At 73.3% G+C, this 21565-nt stretch carries 24 protein-coding genes; 11 read left to right on the forward strand and 13 right to left on the reverse strand.

Going from position 1 to position 21565, the window contains the following annotated elements:
- Positions 1–10: 10 nt before the first annotated feature.
- The 5 genes from pheS to infC all read right to left on the reverse strand — a co-directional run bounded on the left by pheS (position 11) and on the right by infC (position 3222).
- Complete coding sequence (pheS, locus tag ACQP04_RS20305; protein WP_433502136.1) at positions 11–1045, reverse strand: phenylalanine--tRNA ligase subunit alpha; 1035 nt, start codon at positions 1043–1045, stop codon at positions 11–13.
- A gap of 9 nt (positions 1046–1054) precedes the next feature.
- A complete protein-coding gene (locus ACQP04_RS20310; protein ID WP_433502137.1) occupies positions 1055–1873 on the reverse strand; it encodes a TrmH family RNA methyltransferase in 819 nt (272 codons plus the stop codon).
- An 8-nt stretch (positions 1874–1881) separates the two neighbouring features.
- Positions 1882–2268 (reverse strand): 50S ribosomal protein L20, encoded by a 387-nt coding sequence (gene rplT / locus ACQP04_RS20315; protein ID WP_433502138.1) that lies wholly within the window; start codon positions 2266–2268, stop codon positions 1882–1884.
- 74 nt (positions 2269–2342) lie between these two features.
- On the reverse strand, positions 2343–2537 hold the full coding sequence (gene rpmI / locus ACQP04_RS20320) for a 50S ribosomal protein L35 (RefSeq protein ID WP_232872832.1): 195 nt from the start codon (positions 2535–2537) through the stop codon (positions 2343–2345).
- A gap of 70 nt (positions 2538–2607) precedes the next feature.
- Positions 2608–3222, reverse strand: coding sequence for a translation initiation factor IF-3 (gene infC, locus ACQP04_RS20325; RefSeq protein ID WP_433502139.1), 615 nt, complete (start codon positions 3220–3222; stop codon positions 2608–2610).
- Positions 3223–3558: 336 nt separating this feature from the next.
- Between infC and ACQP04_RS20330 the strand changes: the two genes are divergently transcribed.
- Positions 3559–4425 carry a DUF559 domain-containing protein gene (locus ACQP04_RS20330; protein WP_433502140.1) on the forward strand — a complete coding sequence of 289 codons (867 nt, stop codon included), beginning with the start codon at positions 3559–3561 and terminating at the stop codon, positions 4423–4425.
- 55 nt (positions 4426–4480) lie between these two features.
- Here ACQP04_RS20330 and ACQP04_RS20335 read toward each other — a convergent pair whose 3' ends face one another.
- A complete protein-coding gene (locus ACQP04_RS20335; RefSeq protein WP_433502141.1) occupies positions 4481–4822 on the reverse strand; it encodes a DUF3817 domain-containing protein in 342 nt (113 codons plus the stop codon).
- A gap of 156 nt (positions 4823–4978) precedes the next feature.
- Between ACQP04_RS20335 and ACQP04_RS20340 the strand changes: the two genes are divergently transcribed.
- Positions 4979–5581, forward strand: a complete 603-nt coding sequence (locus ACQP04_RS20340; protein ID WP_433502142.1) for a TIGR03086 family metal-binding protein — start codon at positions 4979–4981, stop codon at positions 5579–5581.
- Positions 5582–5609: 28 nt separating this feature from the next.
- A complete protein-coding gene (locus ACQP04_RS20345) occupies positions 5610–6803 on the forward strand; it encodes a trans-sulfuration enzyme family protein (protein WP_433502143.1) in 1194 nt (397 codons plus the stop codon).
- Positions 6804–6952: 149 nt separating this feature from the next.
- On the opposite strand, the gene ACQP04_RS20350 is transcribed toward ACQP04_RS20345, so the two are convergent.
- A complete protein-coding gene (locus ACQP04_RS20350) occupies positions 6953–9172 on the reverse strand; it encodes a transglycosylase domain-containing protein (protein WP_433502144.1) in 2220 nt (739 codons plus the stop codon).
- A gap of 192 nt (positions 9173–9364) precedes the next feature.
- On the opposite strand from ACQP04_RS20350, the gene tatA reads away from it, so the two are divergent.
- The 3 genes from tatA to ACQP04_RS20365 all read left to right on the forward strand — a co-directional run bounded on the left by tatA (position 9365) and on the right by ACQP04_RS20365 (position 11144).
- Positions 9365–9631, forward strand: coding sequence for a Sec-independent protein translocase subunit TatA (gene tatA / locus ACQP04_RS20355; protein ID WP_433502145.1), 267 nt, complete (start codon positions 9365–9367; stop codon positions 9629–9631).
- A 57-nt stretch (positions 9632–9688) separates the two neighbouring features.
- Positions 9689–10591, forward strand: a complete 903-nt coding sequence (locus ACQP04_RS20360; protein ID WP_433502146.1) for a TIGR03854 family LLM class F420-dependent oxidoreductase — start codon at positions 9689–9691, stop codon at positions 10589–10591.
- Positions 10592–10652: 61 nt separating this feature from the next.
- Positions 10653–11144, forward strand: a complete 492-nt coding sequence (locus tag ACQP04_RS20365) for a DUF309 domain-containing protein (protein ID WP_433502147.1) — start codon at positions 10653–10655, stop codon at positions 11142–11144.
- On the opposite strand, the gene ACQP04_RS20370 is transcribed toward ACQP04_RS20365, so the two are convergent.
- Positions 11145–12245: a dipeptidase gene (locus tag ACQP04_RS20370; RefSeq protein ID WP_433502148.1), complete on the reverse strand. Its 1101-nt coding sequence runs from the start codon at positions 12243–12245 to the stop codon at positions 11145–11147.
- 47 nt (positions 12246–12292) lie between these two features.
- On the opposite strand from ACQP04_RS20370, the gene ACQP04_RS20375 reads away from it, so the two are divergent.
- Complete coding sequence (locus ACQP04_RS20375) at positions 12293–13219, forward strand: NAD(+)/NADH kinase (protein ID WP_433502149.1); 927 nt, start codon at positions 12293–12295, stop codon at positions 13217–13219.
- Between the two features lie 6 nt (positions 13220–13225).
- Here ACQP04_RS20375 and ACQP04_RS20380 read toward each other — a convergent pair whose 3' ends face one another.
- From ACQP04_RS20380 to ACQP04_RS20395, 4 genes are all read right to left on the reverse strand, one after another.
- A complete protein-coding gene (locus ACQP04_RS20380) occupies positions 13226–14344 on the reverse strand; it encodes an NDMA-dependent alcohol dehydrogenase (RefSeq protein ID WP_433502150.1) in 1119 nt (372 codons plus the stop codon).
- 147 nt (positions 14345–14491) lie between these two features.
- On the reverse strand, positions 14492–15616 hold the full coding sequence (locus ACQP04_RS20385; RefSeq protein WP_433502151.1) for an NDMA-dependent alcohol dehydrogenase: 1125 nt from the start codon (positions 15614–15616) through the stop codon (positions 14492–14494).
- A 201-nt stretch (positions 15617–15817) separates the two neighbouring features.
- A complete protein-coding gene (locus tag ACQP04_RS20390) occupies positions 15818–16558 on the reverse strand; it encodes an SDR family NAD(P)-dependent oxidoreductase (RefSeq protein WP_433502152.1) in 741 nt (246 codons plus the stop codon).
- 76 nt (positions 16559–16634) lie between these two features.
- On the reverse strand, positions 16635–17279 hold the full coding sequence (locus ACQP04_RS20395) for a hypothetical protein (protein ID WP_433502153.1): 645 nt from the start codon (positions 17277–17279) through the stop codon (positions 16635–16637).
- Between the two features lie 143 nt (positions 17280–17422).
- On the opposite strand from ACQP04_RS20395, the gene ACQP04_RS20400 reads away from it, so the two are divergent.
- From ACQP04_RS20400 to ACQP04_RS20415, 4 genes are all read left to right on the forward strand, one after another.
- Positions 17423–17704 carry an MSMEG_0570 family nitrogen starvation response protein gene (locus tag ACQP04_RS20400; protein WP_433502154.1) on the forward strand — a complete coding sequence of 94 codons (282 nt, stop codon included), beginning with the start codon at positions 17423–17425 and terminating at the stop codon, positions 17702–17704.
- Positions 17705–17729: 25 nt separating this feature from the next.
- Positions 17730–18581, forward strand: a complete 852-nt coding sequence (locus tag ACQP04_RS20405; RefSeq protein WP_433502155.1) for a shikimate dehydrogenase — start codon at positions 17730–17732, stop codon at positions 18579–18581.
- A gap of 73 nt (positions 18582–18654) precedes the next feature.
- Positions 18655–18891 (forward strand): DUF3253 domain-containing protein, encoded by a 237-nt coding sequence (locus tag ACQP04_RS20410; protein ID WP_433502156.1) that lies wholly within the window; start codon positions 18655–18657, stop codon positions 18889–18891.
- A complete protein-coding gene (locus ACQP04_RS20415) occupies positions 18892–19677 on the forward strand; it encodes a methyltransferase domain-containing protein (protein WP_433502157.1) in 786 nt (261 codons plus the stop codon).
- Positions 19678–19683: 6 nt separating this feature from the next.
- On the opposite strand, the gene ACQP04_RS20420 is transcribed toward ACQP04_RS20415, so the two are convergent.
- Positions 19684–21468, reverse strand: a complete 1785-nt coding sequence (locus tag ACQP04_RS20420; protein WP_433502158.1) for a helix-turn-helix domain-containing protein — start codon at positions 21466–21468, stop codon at positions 19684–19686.
- Positions 21469–21565 lie beyond the last annotated feature (97 nt).

Here is a 21565-nt window from a genome sequence, read left to right on the forward strand (position 1 = left end):
CGAATTCTCCTCAGATACCGAACGCGCGACTGAACCGGACGTCGCCCTCGACCATGTCCCGCATGTCGGGCAGGCCGTTGCGGAACTGCAGGGTGCGCTCCAGGCCCATGCCGAAGGCGAAGCCGGAGTAGACCTCCGGGTCGACGCCGCAGGCGCGCAGCACGTTGGGGTTGACCATGCCGCAGCCGCCCCACTCGACCCAGCCGGCGCCGCCCTTCTTCTCCGGGAACCAGACGTCGACCTCGGCCGACGGCTCGGTGAAGGGGAAGAAGCTCGGCCGCAGGCGAGTGGTCGACTCCGCCCCGAACATGGCGCGGGCGAACGCGTCGAGCGTGCCCTTGAGGTGCGCCATCGTGATGCCCTTGTCCACCGCCAGACCCTCGACCTGGTGGAAGACGGGCGTGTGGGTGGCGTCGAGCTCGTCCGTGCGGAAGGTCCGCCCGGGGCAGACCACGTACACCGGCAGCTCGCGCTCCAGCAGGGCCCGGACCTGCACCGGCGACGTGTGCGTGCGCAGCACCGTGCCCGAGTCCTGCCCCTCGCCGAGGTAGAACGTGTCCTGCATGGTGCGCGCCGGGTGGTCCTTGCCGAAGTTCAGCGCGTCGAAGTTCAGCCAGGAGGACTCCACCTCGGGACCCTCGGCGACCTCGTAGCCCATCGCGACGAACACGTCCGCGATCCGCTCGGCGATCTGCGTGATCGGGTGCCGGGCGCCGCGGGGCCGCCGGTCCCAGGGCAGGGTGACGTCGACGGACTCCTCGGCCAGCACACGGGCGTCCCGCTCGGCGAGGAGCACCTCTCGGCGGGCGTCGAACGCGGCCTGGACCTCCTGGCGGGCGGCGTTGACGCGCTTGCCGGCGTCGGCCCGCTCGGGGCCGGGCAGGCTGCCGAGGGAGCGGCGGGCCAGCAGCACCGGTGCCCGGTCGCCGAGGTGCGCGGGCTTGGCCGCGGCCAGGGCGTCGAGGTCACCGGCGGCGTCGAACGCCTCGACCGCGGCCTTGACGGCGGCGTCGAGCGACGCGGCGTCGAGCAGGTTCTCGGTCATCGGGTTCCCTCATGCACGGTCGGTGATCCTAGAACGCCGGTGCGCGGCGCTCGCGTACAGGCAGACCGCCGCGGCGGCGGCCAGGTTCAGGCTCTCGGCGCGGCCGTAGAGCGGGACCCGGACGCGGTGGTCGGCCGCCGCCAGCACGGTCTCCGGGACGCCGTGTGCCTCGCCACCGAAAATCCATGCCACCCGGCCGCCGAGGACCTCCTCGGCCTCCGGGGCGTGCAGGTCGAGCTCGCCGTGCCCGTCGGCCGCGAGCAGGGTCAGCCCGGCGGCGCGGCACGCCGCGAGCACGCCGGCCGTGTCCCGGTCCCGGGCGACGGGCAGGTGGAAGACGCTGCCCGTGGAGGCCCGGACGGCCTTGCCGTTGTGCGGGTCCACGCTGTCCCCGGCCAGCAGCACCGCGTCGGCGCCCGCCGCGTCGGCGGCGCGCAGGACGGTGCCGGCGTTGCCGGGCTCGGACACGCCGGCGAGGACGGCGACGAGGTGCGGGGAGCCGTCGAGCGCCGCGGCGACGGGGACGTCGATCAGGTCGCAGACGGCCACGAGGCCCTGCGGCGTGACCGTGTCGGAGAGGACCTCGGCGACCCGGTCGCTCACCACGGTCACCGGGATCCCCTGGCCCTCGGCGATGCCGACGATGTCGGCGTTGCGCTCCACCGCGAGCGGGGTCGCGAACAGCTCGTGCACCCGGACCTCGCCGGTGACGGCCTCGCGCACGGCCTGGGCGCCCTCGACGAGGAAGCGCCCGGCCTTCTCACGACCCGCGCGCCGCAGCAGCTTGCGGGCTGCCACGACGCGCGGGGTGCGTTCCGTTCCGAGCATGTGCTCGGTCAGGCGGCGCTCTCGTTCTGCGACGCCTGGGCCGGGACGTTGGCCTTGGCGACCTCGACCAGCGCGGCGAACGCGGTCGGGTCGCTGATCGCGAGCTCCGACAGGTTCTTGCGGTCCACCTCGACGCCCGCGGCCTTGAGGCCCTGCACGAAGCGGTTGTAGGTCATGCCGTTGGCGCGGGCCGCGGCATTGATCCGGGTGATCCACAGCTGCCGGAAGTCGCCCTTCCTGGCGCGACGGTCCCGGTAGGCGTAGGTCATCGAGTGGAGCTGCTGCTCCTTGGCCTTGCGGTAGAGCCGCGACCGCTGACCGCGGTAGCCGGCGGACGCCTCGAGGATCGTCCGGCGCTTCTTCTGGGCGTTCACCGCGCGCTTCACGCGTGCCATGGGTCTGTCCTGTCTCTCGGGTGGCCGGCCCGGGGGGCTGGGCAGGCCGGTTCAGCGGGTGGGTGCGGTGAGGCTCAGCGGCCGAGCAGCTTCTTGACGCGCTTGACGTCGGCCTTGTTCACCGGGACGACGCCGGAGAGGTCCCGGGTCTCCTTGCTCGACTTGACCTCGAGGCGGTGGCGCAGGCCGGCCTGCTGGCGCAGGAGCTTGCCGCTGCCGGTCACCTTGACCCGCTTGGCCGTTCCCTTGTGCGTCTTGTTCTTGGGCATGGCTGATCCGTTCGGTGTCGCGGCGCCCCTCGGGGCAAGGGGTGCCGGGCGTACTACTTCGGGCTGGGCCTCAGGGCGTCGGCTCGGAGGTCGGCTCGGAGGTCGACTCGGCCTGCGCCGCATCCGGCGTCGAGGACGAGCGCTTCACCGGCTTCTTGGTCGGAGCGATCACCATCGTCATGTTGCGACCGTCCTGCTTGGGGGCGGCCTCGACGACACCGAGCTCCTGCACGTCCTCGGCGAGCCGCTGCAGCAGCCGGTACCCCAGCTCGGGGCGGCTCTGCTCGCGACCGCGGAACATGATGGTGACCTTGACCTTGTTGCCACCCTCGAGGAAGCGCACGACGTTGCGCTTCTTGGTCTCGTAGTCGTGGGTGTCGATCTTCGGCCGGAGCTTCTGCTCCTTGATCACCGTGAGCTGCTGGTTCCGCCGGGACTCCCGGGCCTTCTGCGCGCTCTCGTACTTGAACTTGCCGTAGTCCATGAGCTTGCAGACGGGCGGGCGGGCCTGGGCCGCGACCTCGACGAGGTCGAGCTCGGCCTCCTGTGCCAGCCGCAGGGCGTCCTCGATACGCACGATGCCGACCTGCTCCCCGTTCGGGCCGACGAGTCGGACCTCGGGAACGCGGATGCGGTCGTTGATGCGAGTCTCTGTGGTGATGGGGTCTCCTCGTTGTGCCGTCATGTCTCGCGACGACAAGCAAAGACCCGTCGATCAGAGCGGCCCGCGATGACGCGGACCGCCGACCGGGACCCGGACACCTTGCATACGGTGAACGGGTGGGAGCGGGGCTCCACTTGATCGCCCTGACGCGCGGTTCAACGCGCGACGGGGTGGTCGCATTCCGCAGGGTACACGACCCCCTCTCCCCCCGTCATCGAGGGGGCAGGGCGGGACGGGTTGCGGCGCATCAGCCGCTTGGAAGCGGCTCCTGCACCACGATCCGGACGGGCGCGGTTCCCGGCGCCGGATCCGGCCGCACCCGCGACCGTACCGGCCCCACTCGACGATGCTTCCGAGGTGCACCTACGTCGGGTCCTCGAGCGCCAGGCCGGGGTCGTCTCGCTGACCCAGGCCATGGCATGCGGGCTGTCGCCGGACGTCCCGCAGCGGCGTGCCGCGGTCGGCGAGTGGACCCGGCTGCATCCTGCCGTCTACCTCGTTGGCGGCCACCGGCTCACCGATGCCGCGCGGATCTGGGGCGCGCAGTTGTGGGCCGGTGACCGGGCCGTGGTGTCGGGCGAGGCAGCGGCGTGGTGCCACGGGATGCTGCTGCGCGCACCCGCCATCGTCGAGATCACCGTGCCGCGCAACCGTCATCCGCGGGCATCCACCGGCATCCGCGTCCGGCGGCGCGACCTCGGCCCGGCCGACGTCGCCGTGGTCGGCGGGCTACCGCTCACCGGCAGGGCGCTCACCGTGTTGGAGACCGCGGCGACCCTCTGCGAGGGCTCGGTGTTCCTGGACCGGGCACTGCAGAAGCACGTCCGGTTCGAGGAGCTGGTCGACTGCTTCGACCGCAATCGGGGTGCGCGCGGCTGGCGCGCCGTGCGGCTGCTCCTCGACGCCGCGGCCGACGGCGCCGAGTCCGCGGCCGAGCGACTCCTGATCGGCCTGCTGACGAGCGCCGAGGTTGGTGGCTGGACGCTCGGCCTGCGGGTGGGGCCCTGGACCGTCGACCTCGCCTTTCCCCGGGCCCGCATCGCCATCGAGGTCGACGGATGGGCCTGGCACCAGGACGTCGAGCGGTTCCGCGCGGACCGCCGGAAGCAGAACGCGCTGGTCACGGCCGGCTGGATCCCGCTCCGCTTCACCTGGCACGACCTCCACAACCGCCCGGCCGCGGTCCTGCGGGAGATCCAGGCCGCCCTGTCCGCAGCGGCGTGAACGAGTTGTGGTGCAGGAGCCGCTGTGGAGCGGCTCCTGCACCACAATCGGACGGTCAGTGAGCCTGGAGCTTGCCCTGACGGGCGGCGCGGCGCTCGAACCACACCGTCATGAGCGGCGGGATGCTGGAGATCAGGGCGAGGACCAGGGCGCCGGCGTCCCAGCGGAGGCGGCGCGCGGCGAGCAGCGTCACGACCACGTAGAGCACGAACAGGGCACCGTGGATCGGGCCGAAGATCTGCACGCCGATCTCGTTCTGCACCACCACGTACTTGAAGAACATGCCGATCAGCAGGCCCACCCACGAGCATGCCTCGGCGATGGCGACCGCGCGGAAGAGCCGGCCGATACCGGTGACGGCGGTGCCCGTGGCGGCGGTGTCGGTGCTCGTGCTCATCGCACTCCCAGTCTGGTTTGTCCGGATCGACGGTTCACCGTCCATGGTGCCCCATCACGCGCGCGAAACTTCTACCGGGTGTCGAACTCCACGCCCGCCGATGACTTCCGGGCGCGGCCGCGGTCGTACGAGCAGACCGACCACCGAGGAGGACCCGTGACCGCCGCGACCGCCAGCACCGTCCCGACCCTCGACCTGGAGCCCGCCGCCCGCCGGCTCGCCGCGCTGCTCCCGGCGATCCGCGCCGAGCAGCTCGCGGACCCGACGCCGTGCCCGGACTTCACCGTGGCCACCCTGCTCGACCACCTCATGGGGCTCACGACCGCCTTCACCGACGCCGCGCACAAGACCCCGGCGGGCGGCGGCGCGCCCGTCCCGTCGGCCGCGCACCTCGACCCCGACTGGCGCACCGAGCTGCCGGACCGGCTGGCCGCCCTGGTCACCGCGTGGCGCGAGCCCGCCGCGTGGGAGGGCGAGACCGAAGCGGGCGGCGTCGTGCTGCCGGCGCAGGTGCACGGCATCGTGGCGCTCAACGAGATCGTGGTGCACGGCTGGGACCTGGCCCGCGCCACGCGCCAGCGCTTCTCGGTCGATGCCGCGAGCGCGGCCGCGTGCCTGGAGTTCTGCTCGTCGTTCGCCCAGGGCGAGGCGGTCGACGGCCTGTTCGGCCCGGCCGTGCCCGTCGGCGAGGGCGCCCCGGTCTTCCACCGGGTGCTGGGCTACGCCGGCCGCGACCCGCGCTGGTCCCCGAACGGATAGCGGGGTGCGCGGCGGCGAGAATGCCGCCGTGGAACGGCCCCATCTGCAGACCCTCAGCGTCCACGCGGGCAACGACGTGGACCCCGGCACCGGCGCCATCCGCCGCCCGGTCGTCATGGCCAACTCGTACGCGCTGCCGGACGACCCCTCCGCGCTGAGCTGGTCGGACTTCGGCACGCCCCTCTACACCCGCAACGGCGGGGCCAACCAGGGCTGGCTCGAGGAGAAGCTCGCGCTGCTCGAGACCGCGGGCGAGCGCGGTGACGTCGACGCCGTCGCCCTGGCCAGCGGGGTCGCGGCCCTGCACGCGGTGTTCTTCACGTTCCTGCGCAGCGGGGACCACGTGGTGTCGTCGGACGTCACGTACGTGGCGGTGTACCGGCTGCTCACCGAGCTGCTGCCGGAGAAGTACGGGATCACCGCGACGCTCGTCGACTCGTCCGACCCGGAGGCCGTGCGGGCCGCGGTCCGCCCGGAGACCCGGCTCGTGCACGTCGAGACCCCGGCCAACCCGACGACGCGGATCACGGACGTCGAGGCCGTCGCACGGATCGCGCACGAGGCGGGTGCCCTGCTCAGCGTCGACGCGACCTTCGCCACGCCGGTCCTGCAGCGCCCGCTCGCGCTCGGCGCCGATCTCGTCGTGCACTCGCTGACCAAGTACCTCAACGGACACGGCGACGCGATGGGCGGTGCGGTCATCGGCGACCGCACGCTCACCGACCGGATCCGCGCCGACGCGATGGTCAACGTCGGCGGCGCCATCAGCCCGTTCAACGCCTGGTTGATCATGCGCGGGGCGGTGACCCTGCCGTTGCGGATGCGCCAGCACTGCGAGAGCGCGCAGGCGGTCGCGGAGTTCCTGCACGCGGACCCGCGGGTGGCCTATGTCGCCTATCCCGGCCTGCCCGACCACCCTCAGCACGCGCTCGCCGCCCGCACCATGACCGGCTTCGGCGGGATGCTCGCCTTCGCGGTCCGCGGCGACGCGGACACGCAGAACCGGTTCGTCGCGCACCTGCGGGTGATCACGTCGGCGGTGTCGCTCGGCCACGACGAGTCGCTCGTCGTGCACGTCTCGGGCGACGACGAGCGCGCCGGCGCCTACCCCGAGGAGTTCCGGCGCTGGGGTCACCTGCGCTTCTCGGTGGGGCTCGAGGATCCGCGGGACCTGGTGGCCGACCTCGACCAGGCCCTGACGGCGACCCTCGGCCCCCGCTGACACCCCCGCCAGTCGTCGCCCTGAACTGCCGACTCGCGGTGTCAGAACGCGCGACTCGCGGTGTGAGAACGCGCGACTCGCGGTGCCGGAGAGCGCGACCCGCGGTGCCGGAGAGCGCGACTCGCGGGGGGCAGGGCGCGACTCGCGGGTCAGTCGCCGTTGTCGCCGCCGTTCCCTCCGCCCCCGTTCTCGCCGCCGTTGTCGCCGTTGTCGCCGCCGCGGTTGCCGTTGTCGGTGGGGCGGCCGGTGGGGGCGGTCTCGCCCCGGCCCTGATCCGGAGCGGGCGGCGCGACGACCTGGACGGACGGGATGGTGCCGGTGAGGTATTGGGGGTCGGTGGGCGGGAGCGGGACCACCGGCTGGCCGGCGAGGATGTCGCCGAAGGCGCGGTAGAAGGTGCGCGCGGGGGCCTTGCCGCCGTAGATGTTGCCGCCCGAGCAGGTGCGCGGCGGGCTGCCGTCGCAGATCGGCCTGGGCGAGTTGGAGTCGTCGAACACGATCGCCGCGCCCGCGAGCTGCGGCGTCGCGCCCACGAACGCCGCCGACTTGTACTCCTGCGTCGTCCCGGTCTTCGCCGCGATCGGCCGGTTCCACCCCATCTGCCTGGCGGCGGCCGCGGAGGTGCCGCCCGCGGCGTCGTCCTTCGACAGGCCCGTCATGAGTGTGTCGGCGATGGCCGGGTCGAGCGCCTGGCGGCAGGCCGCCTGCGTGACCGGGACCGACGCACCGGTGCGGTCCGTGATCGACTGCAGCGGCGAGGGCGGGCACCAGGTGCCGTGGCCGGCGAGCGTGGCCTGCACGTTCGCCAGCTCCAGCGCGCTGGTCGGCGTGACGCCCAGGGTGAACGACGCCTGGTTCTGCTGCTTCATGACGTCCGCGATCGACGCCGTCCCCGGCTTCCCGCTGTACGGCGTCTCGGCCAGCGACGTGAGCCCCAGCCGGACCGCCATGTCCACCACCGGCGGGATCCCGGTGCTCTCCTCCAGCTTCACGAACGCCGTGTTGGGCGACTCGGCGAGCGCGTCCTGCAGGGTCAGCGCCGTGCGGTAGTTGCCGGCGTTGCCCACCGGGATCGGGCGCCCGGCCCCGTTCCTGTAGATCGGCGACGTGTACCCGCTGGGCGGCACCGGGATCACGGTGTCGATGCCGATCAGGTGCTGCTCCATGGCCGCGGCCGCCGTGAAGATCTTGTAGACCGACCCCGCCCCCATGTTCTCCGGCTCGTAAGGCAGCCCGTAGCTCGACTCGCCCTGCTTGTTGCCGAAGGTGCGGTTGGCCGCCATCGCGACGACCTGGTGCGCGTCCGTGCCGGGGCGGACCACGGCCATGACGTCGGCGACGTGCGGCTGGGTCGGCGGCACCTGCCCGTCGACCGCCGCCTTGGTCTTGGCCAGCGCGTCGGGATCCAGGCTGGTCCGGATGGTGTACCCGCCGCCCGACAGGTCGTCGGTGGGGAAGCCGGACTGCTTGAGGTAGGCGAGCACGTAGTCGCAGAAGTAGCCGGCGTCGCCCGCGCCGATGCACCCCTCGGCCGGGATCGTCGGGTCCGGCACCACGCCGAGCGGCGCGGTCGCCGCCTCCGAGGCCTGCTCCTGGCTGATCGACCCCTGCTGGCGCAGCGCCTCGATCACGACGTTGCGCCGTCCGGTGGCGCCGTCCGGGTGCGTGACGGGGTCGTACTCGGCCGGGCTCTGCACCATCCCGGCCAGCAGCGCGGCCTGCGGGACGGTCAGCGCGGCGGCGTCGACCCCGAAGTACGCCTGCGCCGCGGCCTGCACCCCGTAGGCGCCGTGCCCGAAGTACACGAGGTTGAGGTAGCGGGTGAGGATCTCGTCCTTCGACAGCTCGTGGTCGAGGCTGACCGCCAGCTCGGCCTCCTTGAGCTTGCGCGCGTAGCTGGGCGCCACCGCGGCCTGCCGCTCGGCGTCCGTCCGCGCGGCGACGTAGAGGTCGTAGTTCTTCACGTACTGCTCGGTGAGCGTCGACGCGCCCTGTGTGGCTCCGCCGTTCGAGTTGTTGACGAGCGCGCGGGCGGCGCCGATCGGGTCGAACCCGCCGTGCTCGTAGAAGCGGCGGTCCTCGATCGCGACGATCGACGCCTTCATCGCCTGCGAGATCCGATCGCTCTCGACCGGGACGCGGTACTGGTCGTAGAGCGACGCGACGGTCCGGCCCGTGGCGTCCTCGACCGTGGTCACCGCGGGCAGCACGCCCGCCTTCAGATCCGCGTTCGTGCCCACCGCGGAATCGCTCACCGCGCCCGCCAGGAGCCCGATTCCGCCGGCGAACGGGAACAACATTCCGGCGACCAGGACACCGGCCACGACGACCAGCACCGCCAGCCGTCGCACACCCCACGCGAGACCCACGGGTGCACTGTCTACCAGCAGGGACCGTCAACCGCCGGTGAGCCCAGGATCATCCCGAAACGCCCCTTCCGGACGATCATCGGCAATTCGTACGCAATTCCCGCGGACGCCGGAGAATTGCGCACCCGGCTCTGGAGTGCGATTCCGCGGAGGCGCACACTGGACGGGTCGCACGAGGGCGGAGGGACGACGATGGGTGAGCTGAGCGTCTGGCACTGGCTGGTCGTCATCGGGGTGTTCGTGCTGCTGTTCGGGGCCCGCAAGCTGCCCGAGGCGGCCCGCGGACTCGGCCGTTCCGCCCGCATCCTCAAGGCCGAGCTGCGGGCGGAGGACACCGTGCCCGCCCCGGCCGCACCGACCGCACCCGCGGGGCCGACGGCACCTGCGGCGCCCGCGGCGACGGCCCCGGCCACGGAGACCGCCCCCGCCACGGAGGCCACCCGCCCGAACGGGACGTGACGATCCCCGCCCGACGGTCGGTCGACACCGCCCCGGGCGCGACCTAGCGTCGTCCGGGTGAAGGTCAGGATCGGGATCGGGTCGCTCCCCACGCCGGCGACCGGGGACGGCGGCTTCGCGGAGCTGGTGGACGAGCTGGAGGCCCGCGGGATCGACTCGCTCTGGCTGCCCGACCTGGTCGGCACGGACTCCGTCGACGCGCTGACGGGCATGGCCTTCGCGGTCGGCCGCACGCGCTCGCTCAAGGTCGGCACGGGCGTGCTCGTGCTGCCCGGCCGCAACCCCGCGCTCGTCGCGGCGCAGCTCGCGTCCCTGGCAGCGTTGGCGCCCAAGCGGATCCTGCCCGCCTTCGGCGTGCGCCCCGCCCGGGCACCGGAGCGCCAGCTCTACCCCGTGCCCGACGGGAAGCGCGCCGCGGTGTTCGAGGAGGCGCTGGTCGTGGTCCGGCGACTGCTGGCCGAGGAGCGCGTCACGCACCACGGCGAGTTCTTCGACCTGGACGACGCGACGATCGGTCCCCGTCCGCCCGGCCGCCTCGACCTCTGGCTCGGGGGGCGCGCGCCCGTCGGCCTCGAGCGGATCGGCCGGCTCGCCGACGGCTGGCTGGGGAGCTTCGTCACCCCCGCCGAGGCCGCCGGGTGCCGGGAGACGATCGAGCGCGCCGCCGCGGCCGCGGGCCGGGAGATCGAGGAGGACCACTACGGGACCAACCTCGCCGTGGTCCCGCCCGAGGCGACCGTCGGGCAGGTCGAGGCGGCCCTCGCGGCATCGCTGGACCGGCGGCCCGACGTGGACCCGCAGAAGATCGTGGCGCACGGCTGGGCCGAGGCGCGCGACCGGATCCGCGAGTACGTCGACGCCGGGCTGACCAAGTTCGTGGTGCGCCCGGCCACGCCGGTCGCCTCGTGGCAGGGCTTCCTCGACGCGTTCGACCAGGAGCTGCGCCCCCTCGAGACGTGAACGCCGAGACCTGAACGCCGGGACGTGAGGGCGGGCGGCCGGTGTGGCAGGGTTCCGACACGTGAGCGTCCGACGGGTCCGTGATCGAGACGAGGCGGGCCGCGCCCGCAACGCCCGCCCCCGGGACGCCGCCGGGCGGCCCCTTCCCTACGGCACCCCGGGCGTCCCGCAGATTCCCGACGATCTCGACCTGACCCCCGAGGAGACGGTCACCGAGGCCCAGCGGCTGCTCGACGAGGGGCTGCCCTTCCAGGCGCACGAGGTCCTGGAGGCGGCCTGGAAGTCGTCCGGGCCCGAGACCCGCGACCTGTGGCGGGCGCTCGCCCAGTACGGGGCCGGGCTCACGCACGCCCAGCGCGGCAACGCCCGCGGGGCCGTCTCGCTGCTCGAGCGCGCGTCGGACGGGATCGCCCGCTGGGTCGGCGACCCGCCGGCGGGCCTCGACCTGCGCGGCCTGCAGGACCACGGCTTCGCCCTCGCCGCGCGGATCGAGCGGGCGGGCAGCACGGACGACGTCACGTCCGAGGACCTCCGCCCCGCGCTGCGTGGTTGATCAGTCGGCCGCCTCGTCGACCGCGCGGAGCACCCGAAGGGCGTTGCGGCCGGCCAGCTTCCCGCAGTCCGCGGCGCTCCAGCCGCGGGCGAGCAGGGCGTCGAACAGCCGCGGGTAGGCGCTCACGTCCTCCAGCCCGGCGGGCAGCTCGGCGACGCCGTCGTAGTCGCCGCCGATCCCGATGTGGTCGATCCCGGCGACCTCGCGCACGTGCTCGAGGTGGGCCACGACGTCGTCGAGCGTGGCCCCGGGCGGCGGCGGGCCGTCCCAGCCCGCGGCGAAGGCCTCCCGCGCCCGCAGGTCCCGGTGGTCCTGTCCGGCCGCGGCCATCGCGTCCGCGAGCCGGGCGTCCCAGTCCGCGACGGCGCGCGAGACGAACCGCGGGACGAAGGTCACCATGCAGACGCCGTCGTTGTTACGCAACGACTCCAGGACGTCGTCGGGCACGTTGCGGGGGTGGTCGGTGACCGCGCGGGCCGACGAGTGCGTGAACAGCACGGGCGCGGTGGTGGTCGCAAGGGCCGCGCGCATGGTCGTGGCGGCGACGTGGGAGAGGTCCACGATCATGCCGATCCGGTTCATCTCGGCGACGACGGTGTGGCCGAAGTCCGACAGCCCACCGTGCACCGGCTGGTCCGTCGCGGAGTCCGCCCACTCGGTGTTCAGGTTGTGCGTCAGGGTCAGGTAGCGGACCCCCGAGCGGCGCAACGCCCGCAGGACCTGCAGCGACCCGCCGATGCTGTGCCCGCCCTCGGCGCCGAGCAGCGAGGCGATCCATCCGTCGGCGAAGGCGGCCTCCACCTCGTCGGCCGTCGTGACCACGCGCAGGTCGGCCGGGTAGGTGTCGGCGAGCCGGTACACCCGCTCGACCTGCTCGACGACGGCCCGGACGGCGGCGTCGCCGGTGTAGGAGCACGGCACGTAGACCGACCAGAACTGCCCGCCCACCTTCCCGGCGCGCAGCCGCGGCAGGTCGGTGTGCAGCCGCGGCTCGCCCCGGGCCAGGTCCGGCTCCGGCTCGCCGAGCGTGCGCAGCGCCCAGGGCAGGTCGTTGTGGCCGTCGATCAGCGGGGTGCCGGAGAGCAGGTCGGTGGCGTGCACAGCCGAGCAGTGTGCACCGGTGATCGCGGACCGGCAGACTGGGCCACGTGGACGGCTCCCCCCGCGTGGCCCGCGTGGCCCTGGTCCTGCACCCGCGCAACGACGTCACGGAGGTCGCCGAACGCGTCGTCGGGCTGGCGAACGCCCACGGCGTCGAGGTGCTGGTCCGCGCCCTCGACGCGGGCCGGGTCCCCGGCGCGGTCCCGGTCGGCTCGGACGAGCTGGCCGCGGAGGCCGACGGCGTGGTGAGCCTCGGCGGCGACGGCACCATGCTCGGCGCCCTGCGCCTGGTCGCCGACAAACCGGTCCCGGTCCTCGGCGTGCACCTCGGCAACCTGGGCTTCCTCGTCGAGGTGCACCCGTCGGAGCTCGACTCGGCGCTGGCCCGGCTGCTCGACGGGGACTTCGTGGAGGAGCCGCACAGCGCCCTGCGGATCAGCGCGGGCGAGCGGCGGGCGGTGGCGTTCAACGACCTGGCCCTCGCCCGGCACCCCGGGCGCGGGACCGTCGACGCCACCCTCGCCGTGAGCGGCCTGCGGTACGGCTACTACCGCTGCGACGCCCTGGTCGTCGCCACGGCGGCCGGCTCCTCGGCGTACAGCTACGCGGCGGGCGGGCCGCTGGTGTCGCCGTCGGTGGGCGGGATCGTGGTCACGCCCTCGGCGCCGATGTCGGGGATCTCCCGGCCGCTGGTGCTGTCCGAGGCGGACACCCTGCAGCTGGAGCTCAACCCGCGGTGCGGGGCGCTCGCCCTGGAGGCGGACGGGATCGGGCACGGCGAGGTCGGGCCCGGGGACCGGGTGGAGATCTCCGTGCAGGCCGCGGCCGGGCGGGTGGTCCGGCTGGATCCGGACGTCCACGCCCAGCGCAGCCGGGTCAAGCTGAGCCTGCTGGACCTCCCCCTCCTCCCCGAGCAGCTGCGCGAGCTGCTGCCCGGGGAGGTGCGGGAACGGCTGGAGGCCCGCAGCGGCTAGGTCGTCCTAGTAGATGATGACGCCGCGGATGTTCTTGCCGTCGTGCATGTCCTGGTAGCCCTGCTGGATCTCGTCGAGCGAGTAGGTCTTGGTGATCAGCTCGTCGAGCTTGAGGTGCCCCTGCTGGTACATCTCCAGCTGGCGCAGGATGCCGAAGCTCGGCGCCGAGGCACCGAACAGGGCGCCCTGCAGGCGCTTCTGGAACAGGGTCAGCTCGGAGATGGCGATCGGCACGCCGACCTCCGAGATGTCGCCCAGGCCCGTCACGACCGCCGTGCCGGCCTTGCGGATCGCGGCGAAGGCCTGCCCGACGTGCTCGGGCTTGGTCACGCCGACGGTCACGATCGCCGAGTCGGCGCCCTGCCCGTTGGTGAACTGCTTGGCGAGCTCGGTGGCCTCCTCCATCGAGTCGACCGCGTGCGTGGCGCCCAGCTCCTGCGCCTTCTCCCGCTTGAACGCCACCGGGTCCACCGCGATGATGTTCGACGCGCCGGCGTGCCGGGCGCCCTGCACGGCGTTGATGCCGATGCCGCCGATGCCCATCACGATCACGGTGTCGCCGGGCTTGACCTCCGCGGAGTTCACCGCCGAGCCCCACCCGGTGCCGACGCCGCAGCCGACCAGGCAGGCCTTGTCGAGCGGGATGTCGTCCGGCACCACGACGGCCGAGTCGATCGCGACCGTGGTGGTCTCGCAGAAGGTCGAGATGCCGCACATCTGGCCGACGGGCTGGCCGTTGTCGAGGTGGAGCCGGAAGCTCTCCGGGTCGTCCCAGCGCGACCCCTGCAGCAGGGTCGAGCCGAGGTCGCACAGGTTCTGCTGGCCGGTTGCGCACCAGCGGCAGCGGCCGCAGCCGGGCAGGAACGAGAAGACGACGTGGTCGCCCTCCTTGTAGCCCCGCGTTCCCGGGCCGACCTTGGTCACGATGCCGGCGCCCTCGTGCCCGCCGGCGAACGGGTAGACGCCGACCGGGATGTCGCCGGTGGCCACGTGGTCGTCGGAGTGGCACATGCCGGACGCGACCATCTGGACCTGGATCTCGCCGTTCTGGGGGTCGTCGACCTCGAGGTCCACGACCTCGTACTTGCCCGGCGCCTGCCGAATCACTGCTCCGCGGGTCTGCACTTCGTGTTCCTCCTGGGACACCGTCGTCACATGGGGAGATGCGCACCCGACCCTATGACCGGGGTCACCAAAGGGGAAGAGCCGGGTGGTCCGGCGTCACGTCGATGAAGAACGTCGACCACCCGGCCCCGCAGCTCGGTACGGGAATCAGTACAGGATGACGCCCCGGATGTTCTTGCCGTCGTGCATGTCCTGGTACCCCTCGGCGACCTGGTCCAGGGTATAGGTCCGGGTGACCAGCTCGTCGAGCTTGAGGACGCCGGCCTTGTACAGCTCCAGCTGCCGGTGGATGTCGTAGTTCGGGTTGGAGTTGCCGAACAGCGCCCCCTGCAGCCGCTTCTGGAACAGGGTCAGCTCGGAGATCGCGATCGGCAGCCCGACCTCGGAGAAGTCGCCCAGCCCCGTGACGACCGTCGTCCCCGCCTTCCGGGTCGTGGCGAACGCCTGGGCGACGTGCTCGCCCGTGGTCACGCCGACCGTCACGATCGCCGAGTCCGCGCCCTGGCCGTTGGTGAACTGCCGGGCGAGCTCGCCCGCCTCCTCCATCGAGTCGACCGCGTGCGTGGCACCCAGCTCCTGCGCCTTCTCGCGCTTGAAGGCCACCGGGTCCACCGCGATGATGTTCGACGCCCCGGCGTGCCGGGCGCCCTGCACCGCGTTGATCCCGATTCCGCCGATGCCCATCACGACGACGGTGTCCCCCGGCTGCACGTTCGCGGCGTTGACGGCCGAGCCCCAGCCCGTGCCCACCCCGCACCCGGTGAGACAGGCCTTGTCCAGCGGGATGTCGTCGTCGATCTTGACGGCGGAGTCGACGGACACCGTGGTCAGCTCGACGAAGGTCGAGATGCCCGCCATCTGCCCGACCGGCGTGCCGTCGGGCATCTGCAGGACGTAGCTGGAGGGATCCGTCCAGCGCGGCCCGGCGAGGATGCCGGCGCCGAGGTCGCAGAGGTTCTGCATGCCGTTGGCGCAGTACCGGCAGTGCCCGCACGAGGGCAGGAACGAGAAGACGACGTGGTCGCCCTCCTGGATGCCCTTCTGGTTGCGACCGGCCTTCGTGACGATCCCGGCACCCTCGTGACCGCCCGCCATGGGGTAGGTGCCCACCGGGCAGTCCCCGGTGGCGATGTGGTCGTCGGAGTGGCACATCCCCGAGGCGACCATCTTCACCTGGATCTCGTTGTCCCTCGGGTCGTCGACCTCGAGCTCGACGACCTCGTACTTGCCCGGCGCCTGGCGAACCACGGCGCCACGGGTGGCTGTGCGCATACCGCTCTCCTCCGACCTCGCTGTCCGGCACCGCCCCGCGGCGCCCACCTCACCGTGCACCATGCTGAACACTCGTTCAACCTCTGGGCGCCGAGGCAGCTCAGCCCGTCGCCGGGCGTTGACCGCTCGTTCCGGCCGACGGCAAGCAGAGATCACCAGGCCCTGTCGGAGGGGGCAGGGCCGACGAACCGGGGCCCGGTCTCAGCGGGGCATGCGGCGCCAGAGCGCGCGAGGCGCGTGCCGGAGCAGGGCGAAGATCGGCCGCAGCACCCGGGGCACCCACACCTCGTCCCGCCCGGCGCGCAGCGCGGCGACCGTGGCGTCGGCGACCTGGTCCGGGGTGCTGGAGAAGGGGGCCGGTCGCATGCCCTCGGTCATCCGCCCGATCACGAAGCCCGGCCGCACCAGGACGAGGCGGACCCCCGACCCGTGCAGCGCGTCGGCGAGGCCGGAGGCGAACCCGTCGAGTCCGGCCTTCGCGCTGCCGTAGACGTAGTTCGCGCGCCGGACGCGAGCCCCCGCCACGGACGAGAACACGACGATCGTGCCGCTCCCCCGCGCCCGCATGATCTGCGCCAGCTCGGTGAGGACCTGCACGTGCGCCACGTAGTCGGTGTGCACGATCTGCACCGCGTGCGCCGGGTCGGCCTCGGCGCGGGTCTGGTCGCCGAGCAGCCCGAAGGCGACGACGGCGGTGTCGACGGAGCCGTGGCGCGCCACCACGTCGTCGAGCAGGGGGCGGTGGGCGGTGAGGTCGTCGGCGTCGAACTCGACGCGCTCGACCTGGGCCCCCTGCTCCCGGACCACCTTCTCCTCAGCGTCGAGGTCGCTGCTGCGGCGCGCGGCGAGGACCACGGTCGACGCCTCGCGCCCCGCCAGCCGCCGCGCCACCGCGACCCCGATCTCGCTCCGCCCACCCAGCACCAGCAGCGTCCCGGTCACGGGCGGGAGTCTCGCAGGGGCGGTCAGTCGCCGAGGGAGAGGCCGAGTCCCGCGCGCAGCTCGTCGGCGGTGCAGGTCAGCGTGCCGCGGTGCGAGACCTCGACCTGTAGAAGTCCTCGCCGGCCGGGACGTCGGCCACGGTGAAGGTGAAGTCGCAGGTGGTCGAGCTGCTCACACGGCCGGACGACAGCGAGCCGGTGGCGATCACGGCGCCCGCGGCGTTCGCGATCGTCACGCCGGTGCCGGCGTGGATGTCGGAGTAGCCCCCGTCTCCGCTGCACACGGAGCCGGAGCTGAAGCCGCCGTAGCCGTAGTAGCCGTCGTCGACCAGTCGGAAGGTGCCGGTGACGTCCATCGACGAGGCCGCGGACGCCACCGCCCCGATCCCGATCACCAGGCCGAGCGCGGCGAACCCGGCCGCGATCCCGCCGACGAACACGCCCTTGCGGGAGCGCACAGGAGCGGGGGCACCGGGAATTTCGAACATCGGCCCGCCGTAGGGCAGGGAGCCGTAGCCCGGCGGCGGTGCCACGGGCCCGAGGCCGGCGGGCGGGCCGTACGGGTCGGCGATCGGCCGCGGGTGGGGCGCCGGGACCGGCGCGTACTGCCGCGGCACCACGGGGATCGCGATCGTCGGGTCCTCGGCCACCTCGCCCCGCACGACCTCGTCGGGCAGGACGCCGGCCCTCGGGGCCGTGCGCTCGGGCTGGGTGGTGGTCATCGGGGTCCCCTCGGGAGCGGTGCCGGACACCCTGCCCATCGCGACCGCGGTGGGGCCATTAGCACCAACGCGGCCGTTTCGTCACGATGAGGTAGACGGCGCGGCGCAACACCCGCGAAACACGGCCCACCTACCGTCGAGCCGTGCCCGAGGTGCTCTTCGACGTCCGCTGGCCGGACGGCTCCACACAGTCCTTCTACTCCCCGTCGCTGATCGTCGAGGAGTACTTCCACGCAGGTCACACGTACCCGGTGGGCGACTTCGTCGACACCAGCCGGACCTGCATGCGGATCGCCGACCAGCGCGTCCGGCAGAAGTACGGCTTCGGCTGCGCCCAGTCCGTCGCGACCATGGCGGGCATCGAGCAGGCGGCGGCCCGGTTCGCCGCCGACGAGCACGTCACGCTGGAGGCGTTCCGCCGCTAGGAGGGCGCTGGACCATACTGACCCGGTGACCGGCGAACGACGGGCCGCGGTGCTCGGCTCCCCCATCCGCCACTCGCTGTCCCCGGTGCTGCACCGCGCGGCCTACGACGCGCTCGGCCTCGCCGGCTGGTCCTACACCGCGCACGAGGTCGACGAGGCCGGGCTCCCGGCGTTCGTCGACGGGCTCGACGGCACCTGGGCCGGGCTCTCCCTGACCATGCCGCTCAAGCGCGTCGCCCTGGAGGTCGCCGACCGGGTCAGCCCGCTCGCCGCCGCCACCGGTGCCGCGAACACCCTGGTCCTGCGCCCCGAGGGGCGGCTGGCGGACAACACCGACGTGGCCGGGATCGTCCGCGCGCTGCAGGCGGCGGGTGTCTCGGCGGTCGAGCGGGCCGTCGTGCTGGGCGCGGGTGGCACGGCGCAGGCCGCGCTCGCGGCGCTGCGCGAACTGGGCACGAAGGACCCGGTCGTCCTGGTCCGCGACGCCGGCCGCGCCGGTGAGCTGACGGCCGCCGCCGAACGCCTCGAGGTCCAGCCCGAGGTCCGCGCCCTGCTGGGCGGGGCCGGCACCGACCTCGCCGCCGCGTCGGGACTGCTGACCGAGGCCGACGTCGTCGTGTCGACCCTGCCCGCCGGTGCCGCCGACGAGTTCGGCGGCCTCCGCTGGAACCCCACCACCGTGGTTCTCGACGTGATCTACGCGCCCTGGCCGACCGCCCTCGGTGCCGGTGCGGCGGCCGCGGGCTGCCGGGTCGCCAGCGGGCTGGACATGCTGCTGCACCAGGCGGTCGCGCAGGTCGAGCTGATGACCGGCCGCCCCGGCCCGGTCGAGGCCATGCGTACCGCCCTCGACGAGGCCGTCCTCGCCCGCTCCTGAGTTCCCGTTGCACGAACGGCCCGTTCGTGCGGACCTACCGCACGAACGGGCCGTTCGTGCGATGCTCGGCCCCGTGACCGACGCCGCCGAGCGGGCGATCCTCGATCTCCTGGCCCCCCGCACCGGCACGATCTGCCCGTCGGACGCCGCCCGCGCCGTCGATCCGGACGGCTGGCGGGACCGGATGGACGAGGTCCGCGCCGCGGCCCGCCGCCTCGTCGCGGCCGGGAAGGTGGAGATCACGCAGAAGGGCGAGGTCGTCGACCCGGACACGGCCCGCGGACCGATCAGGATCCGTAGGGTCCGCTGAGTGAGCGACACCTACACCCACGGCCACCACGACTCGGTCCTGCGCTCGCACCGCAACCGGACCGTCGAGAACTCGGCCGCCTACCTCGCGCCGCTGCTCCGCGCCGGGCTGGACCTGCTCGACGTCGGCTGCGGCCCCGGCACCATCACCCACGACCTGGCGGCCCGCGTCGCGCCGGGCCGGGTCCGCGGGATCGACGTCGTCGAGGATCCGCTGGTCGAGGCCCGCGCGCTCGGCGGAGCCGTCGAGTTCGCCGTCGACGACGTCTACGGCCTCGCCGATCCCGACGAGTCCTACGACGTGGTCCACGCGCACCAGGTCCTGCAGCACCTCTCCGACCCGGTCGCCGCGCTGCGCGAGATGCGCCGGGTCGCGCGGCCCGGCGGGGTCGTCGCCGCCCGGGACGCGGACTACGCGGCCTTCACGTGGTTCCCCCACGACGACCGGCTCGACGCCTGGCTCGCCCTCTACCGCGCCGTGGCGCACGGCAACGACGCCGAGCCCGACGCCGGCCGTCGCCTCCTCGCCTGGGCCCGGGCCGCCGGGTTCACCGAGCTCACCCCGTCCGCCTCGGTGTGGTGCTACGCCACACCGGAGACCCGTGCCTGGTGGGGCGGGCTGTGGGCGGAGCGGATCGTGTCGTCGTCGATCGCCACACAGGCGGTGGAGCGCGGCCTCGCCACCCGGGCCGACCTGGAGGACATGTCCAAGGGCTGGCGGGCCTGGGCGGCAAACGACGACGGCTGGTTCCTCGTCCCCCACGGCGAGATCCTGGCGCGCGCCTGACCTCGCTCAGTCAGGACCCGACCGCAGTAGCGCGTCGAGCTGGAGCGCGAACTGCAACTGTGCGAGGGTCTCCGCACCCCGGACGTCGAAGCCGAGGATCTCCTCCGCCCGACGAAGCCGGTAGGCCAGCGAGTTCACGTGGACGACCAGCTCCCTGGCGGTGTCCTTCGTTCGCATGCCGTGCCGCAGGAAACACTCGACGGTCGCGACCAGGTCGGTGCGATGCTCGGCGTCGTAGGCCAGTAGGGGGCCGAGGAACTCGTCCCGCAGCCGGGAGAGCCGGTCAGGAGAGGCCGAAGCCAACAGAATTCGGTAGATGCCGAACCGGCGCCCGTCGACGACGGTCGGTCCGGTGCGGCGGTCCCGACCCGCCAAGGCCGCGATCCGATCCCCGAACTCCAGCAGCTCGTCGAGCTCCACCAGGTCCGTGCACGCTCCGGCGACCACCACCCGAACTCCGTCGAGCGCGGACCGGACTGCCGTCTTCGCGAGTTCCTGGGCGACCAGGGCGGGGCCGTCCTCGACCCGCTCAGCGGTCTCCGGAACGAGCGCGGCAATTCGCCCTTGGTGCGCCGCAACCAGCGCTCCCGTGACGAGCTCGTCCACTCGGGACCGAAGTGCGGGGACCAGCGCCGCCTGCTCCTCGGGTTCGAGCCGGCCCGCCGTCCCGACGACCAGGACTTCGAGCCGTCCCCGTAGGCGGTAGCCGAGGCGGTCGGCGCGGTCGAGCACCTCGTCGACAGCACTGCCTGGGCGTACCGCGACAAGCTCACCGAGCAGCGCCGCGTCCGCCCGCTGCCGGCTCTGCAGCTGGACCCGCTCGCCCAGCATGTGCACGGCAACCGCCACAGCTCCATGCTCCAGTGCCTGGCGGACCAACGTGGGATCCAGGTGCTGCGGAACGTCGGCCCACACGCGCCCGACCTCCGTCCCCTCCACTGCCACCGGCGCGTGCTGCACCCCGGCCGGCGGTGCGGCGCCCGCTCCGGTCGCTGAGACCGCCCGCACGAGATCGCGGACCGCCGCCGGGCGGTCGAGGCGGTCGCCCACCGCCAGGACCCGCCCAGCTGGGTCTCCGATGACGACAGTGCCCTCGAGGAGCCGGGCGAGTGCATCCACCACGCCGGACAGGCCACGTCGTGCAAGAACGACGCCCATCAGCGTGTCGTGGATGTCCGCGGCACGTTCGCGGTAGCGCAGCAGGGCCTGCTGCTCGGCGAACCGGGCGTCCCTCTCCTGCCGCAGCGTCGCGGCCCGCACGGCGGATGCGGCAAACCCCGCGAGGGCGCTCATCACCGTCGTCTCCAGCGGCGTGAACTCGTGGACCCGTCGTAGGTAGACGGTCAGCACGCCGAGACAGCCGTCCCGCGAGCGGAGCGGGAAACAGCCGTAGGACCGGACGCCCTCACGGCGGAAGACCGCGTGGAAGTAGTGGAGCCGCGGCTCCCGCTCGACGTCCGCCACCACCGATGGTGCCCCCGTCCGGTAGGCCTCGCGGACGGGTGTCCAGGGGTGGGTCCCCGCACGCGGTGGCGGAATCCAGACGTTGCGGACGTAGTCGGGGCTCAGCGCGTGCGACCCCGCCGCGCGCATCGAGCCGCGGTCGTCCATGGTCAGCACCATGGCGTGGTCGTAGCCGAGCATGGTCACCGCGGTGGCTGCAACGTGGTCGAGGAAGTCCGCGAGCTCGGTGAACCGGTCGACCTCGGACCCGAGCTCGCCGAGGGTGTGCAGCCAGGAGGCGAGGGTCTCGTAGAGGTCGGCGACCGGCACCGGCTCGGTCGCACTCACCACAGGACCGAGGCGGCGGAAGCGGCGGCCGGGACCGGAGGGAGTCCGAAGCGCCATCGCACCGCCCTCCGTGCCGCCCTCGGGGCGCACCCCGCCG

Origin of the sequence: Pseudonocardia halophobica (genome assembly GCF_050948485.1) — a bacterium.
GTDB classification, from domain to species: Bacteria; Actinomycetota; Actinomycetes; order Mycobacteriales; family Pseudonocardiaceae; genus Pseudonocardia; species Pseudonocardia halophobica.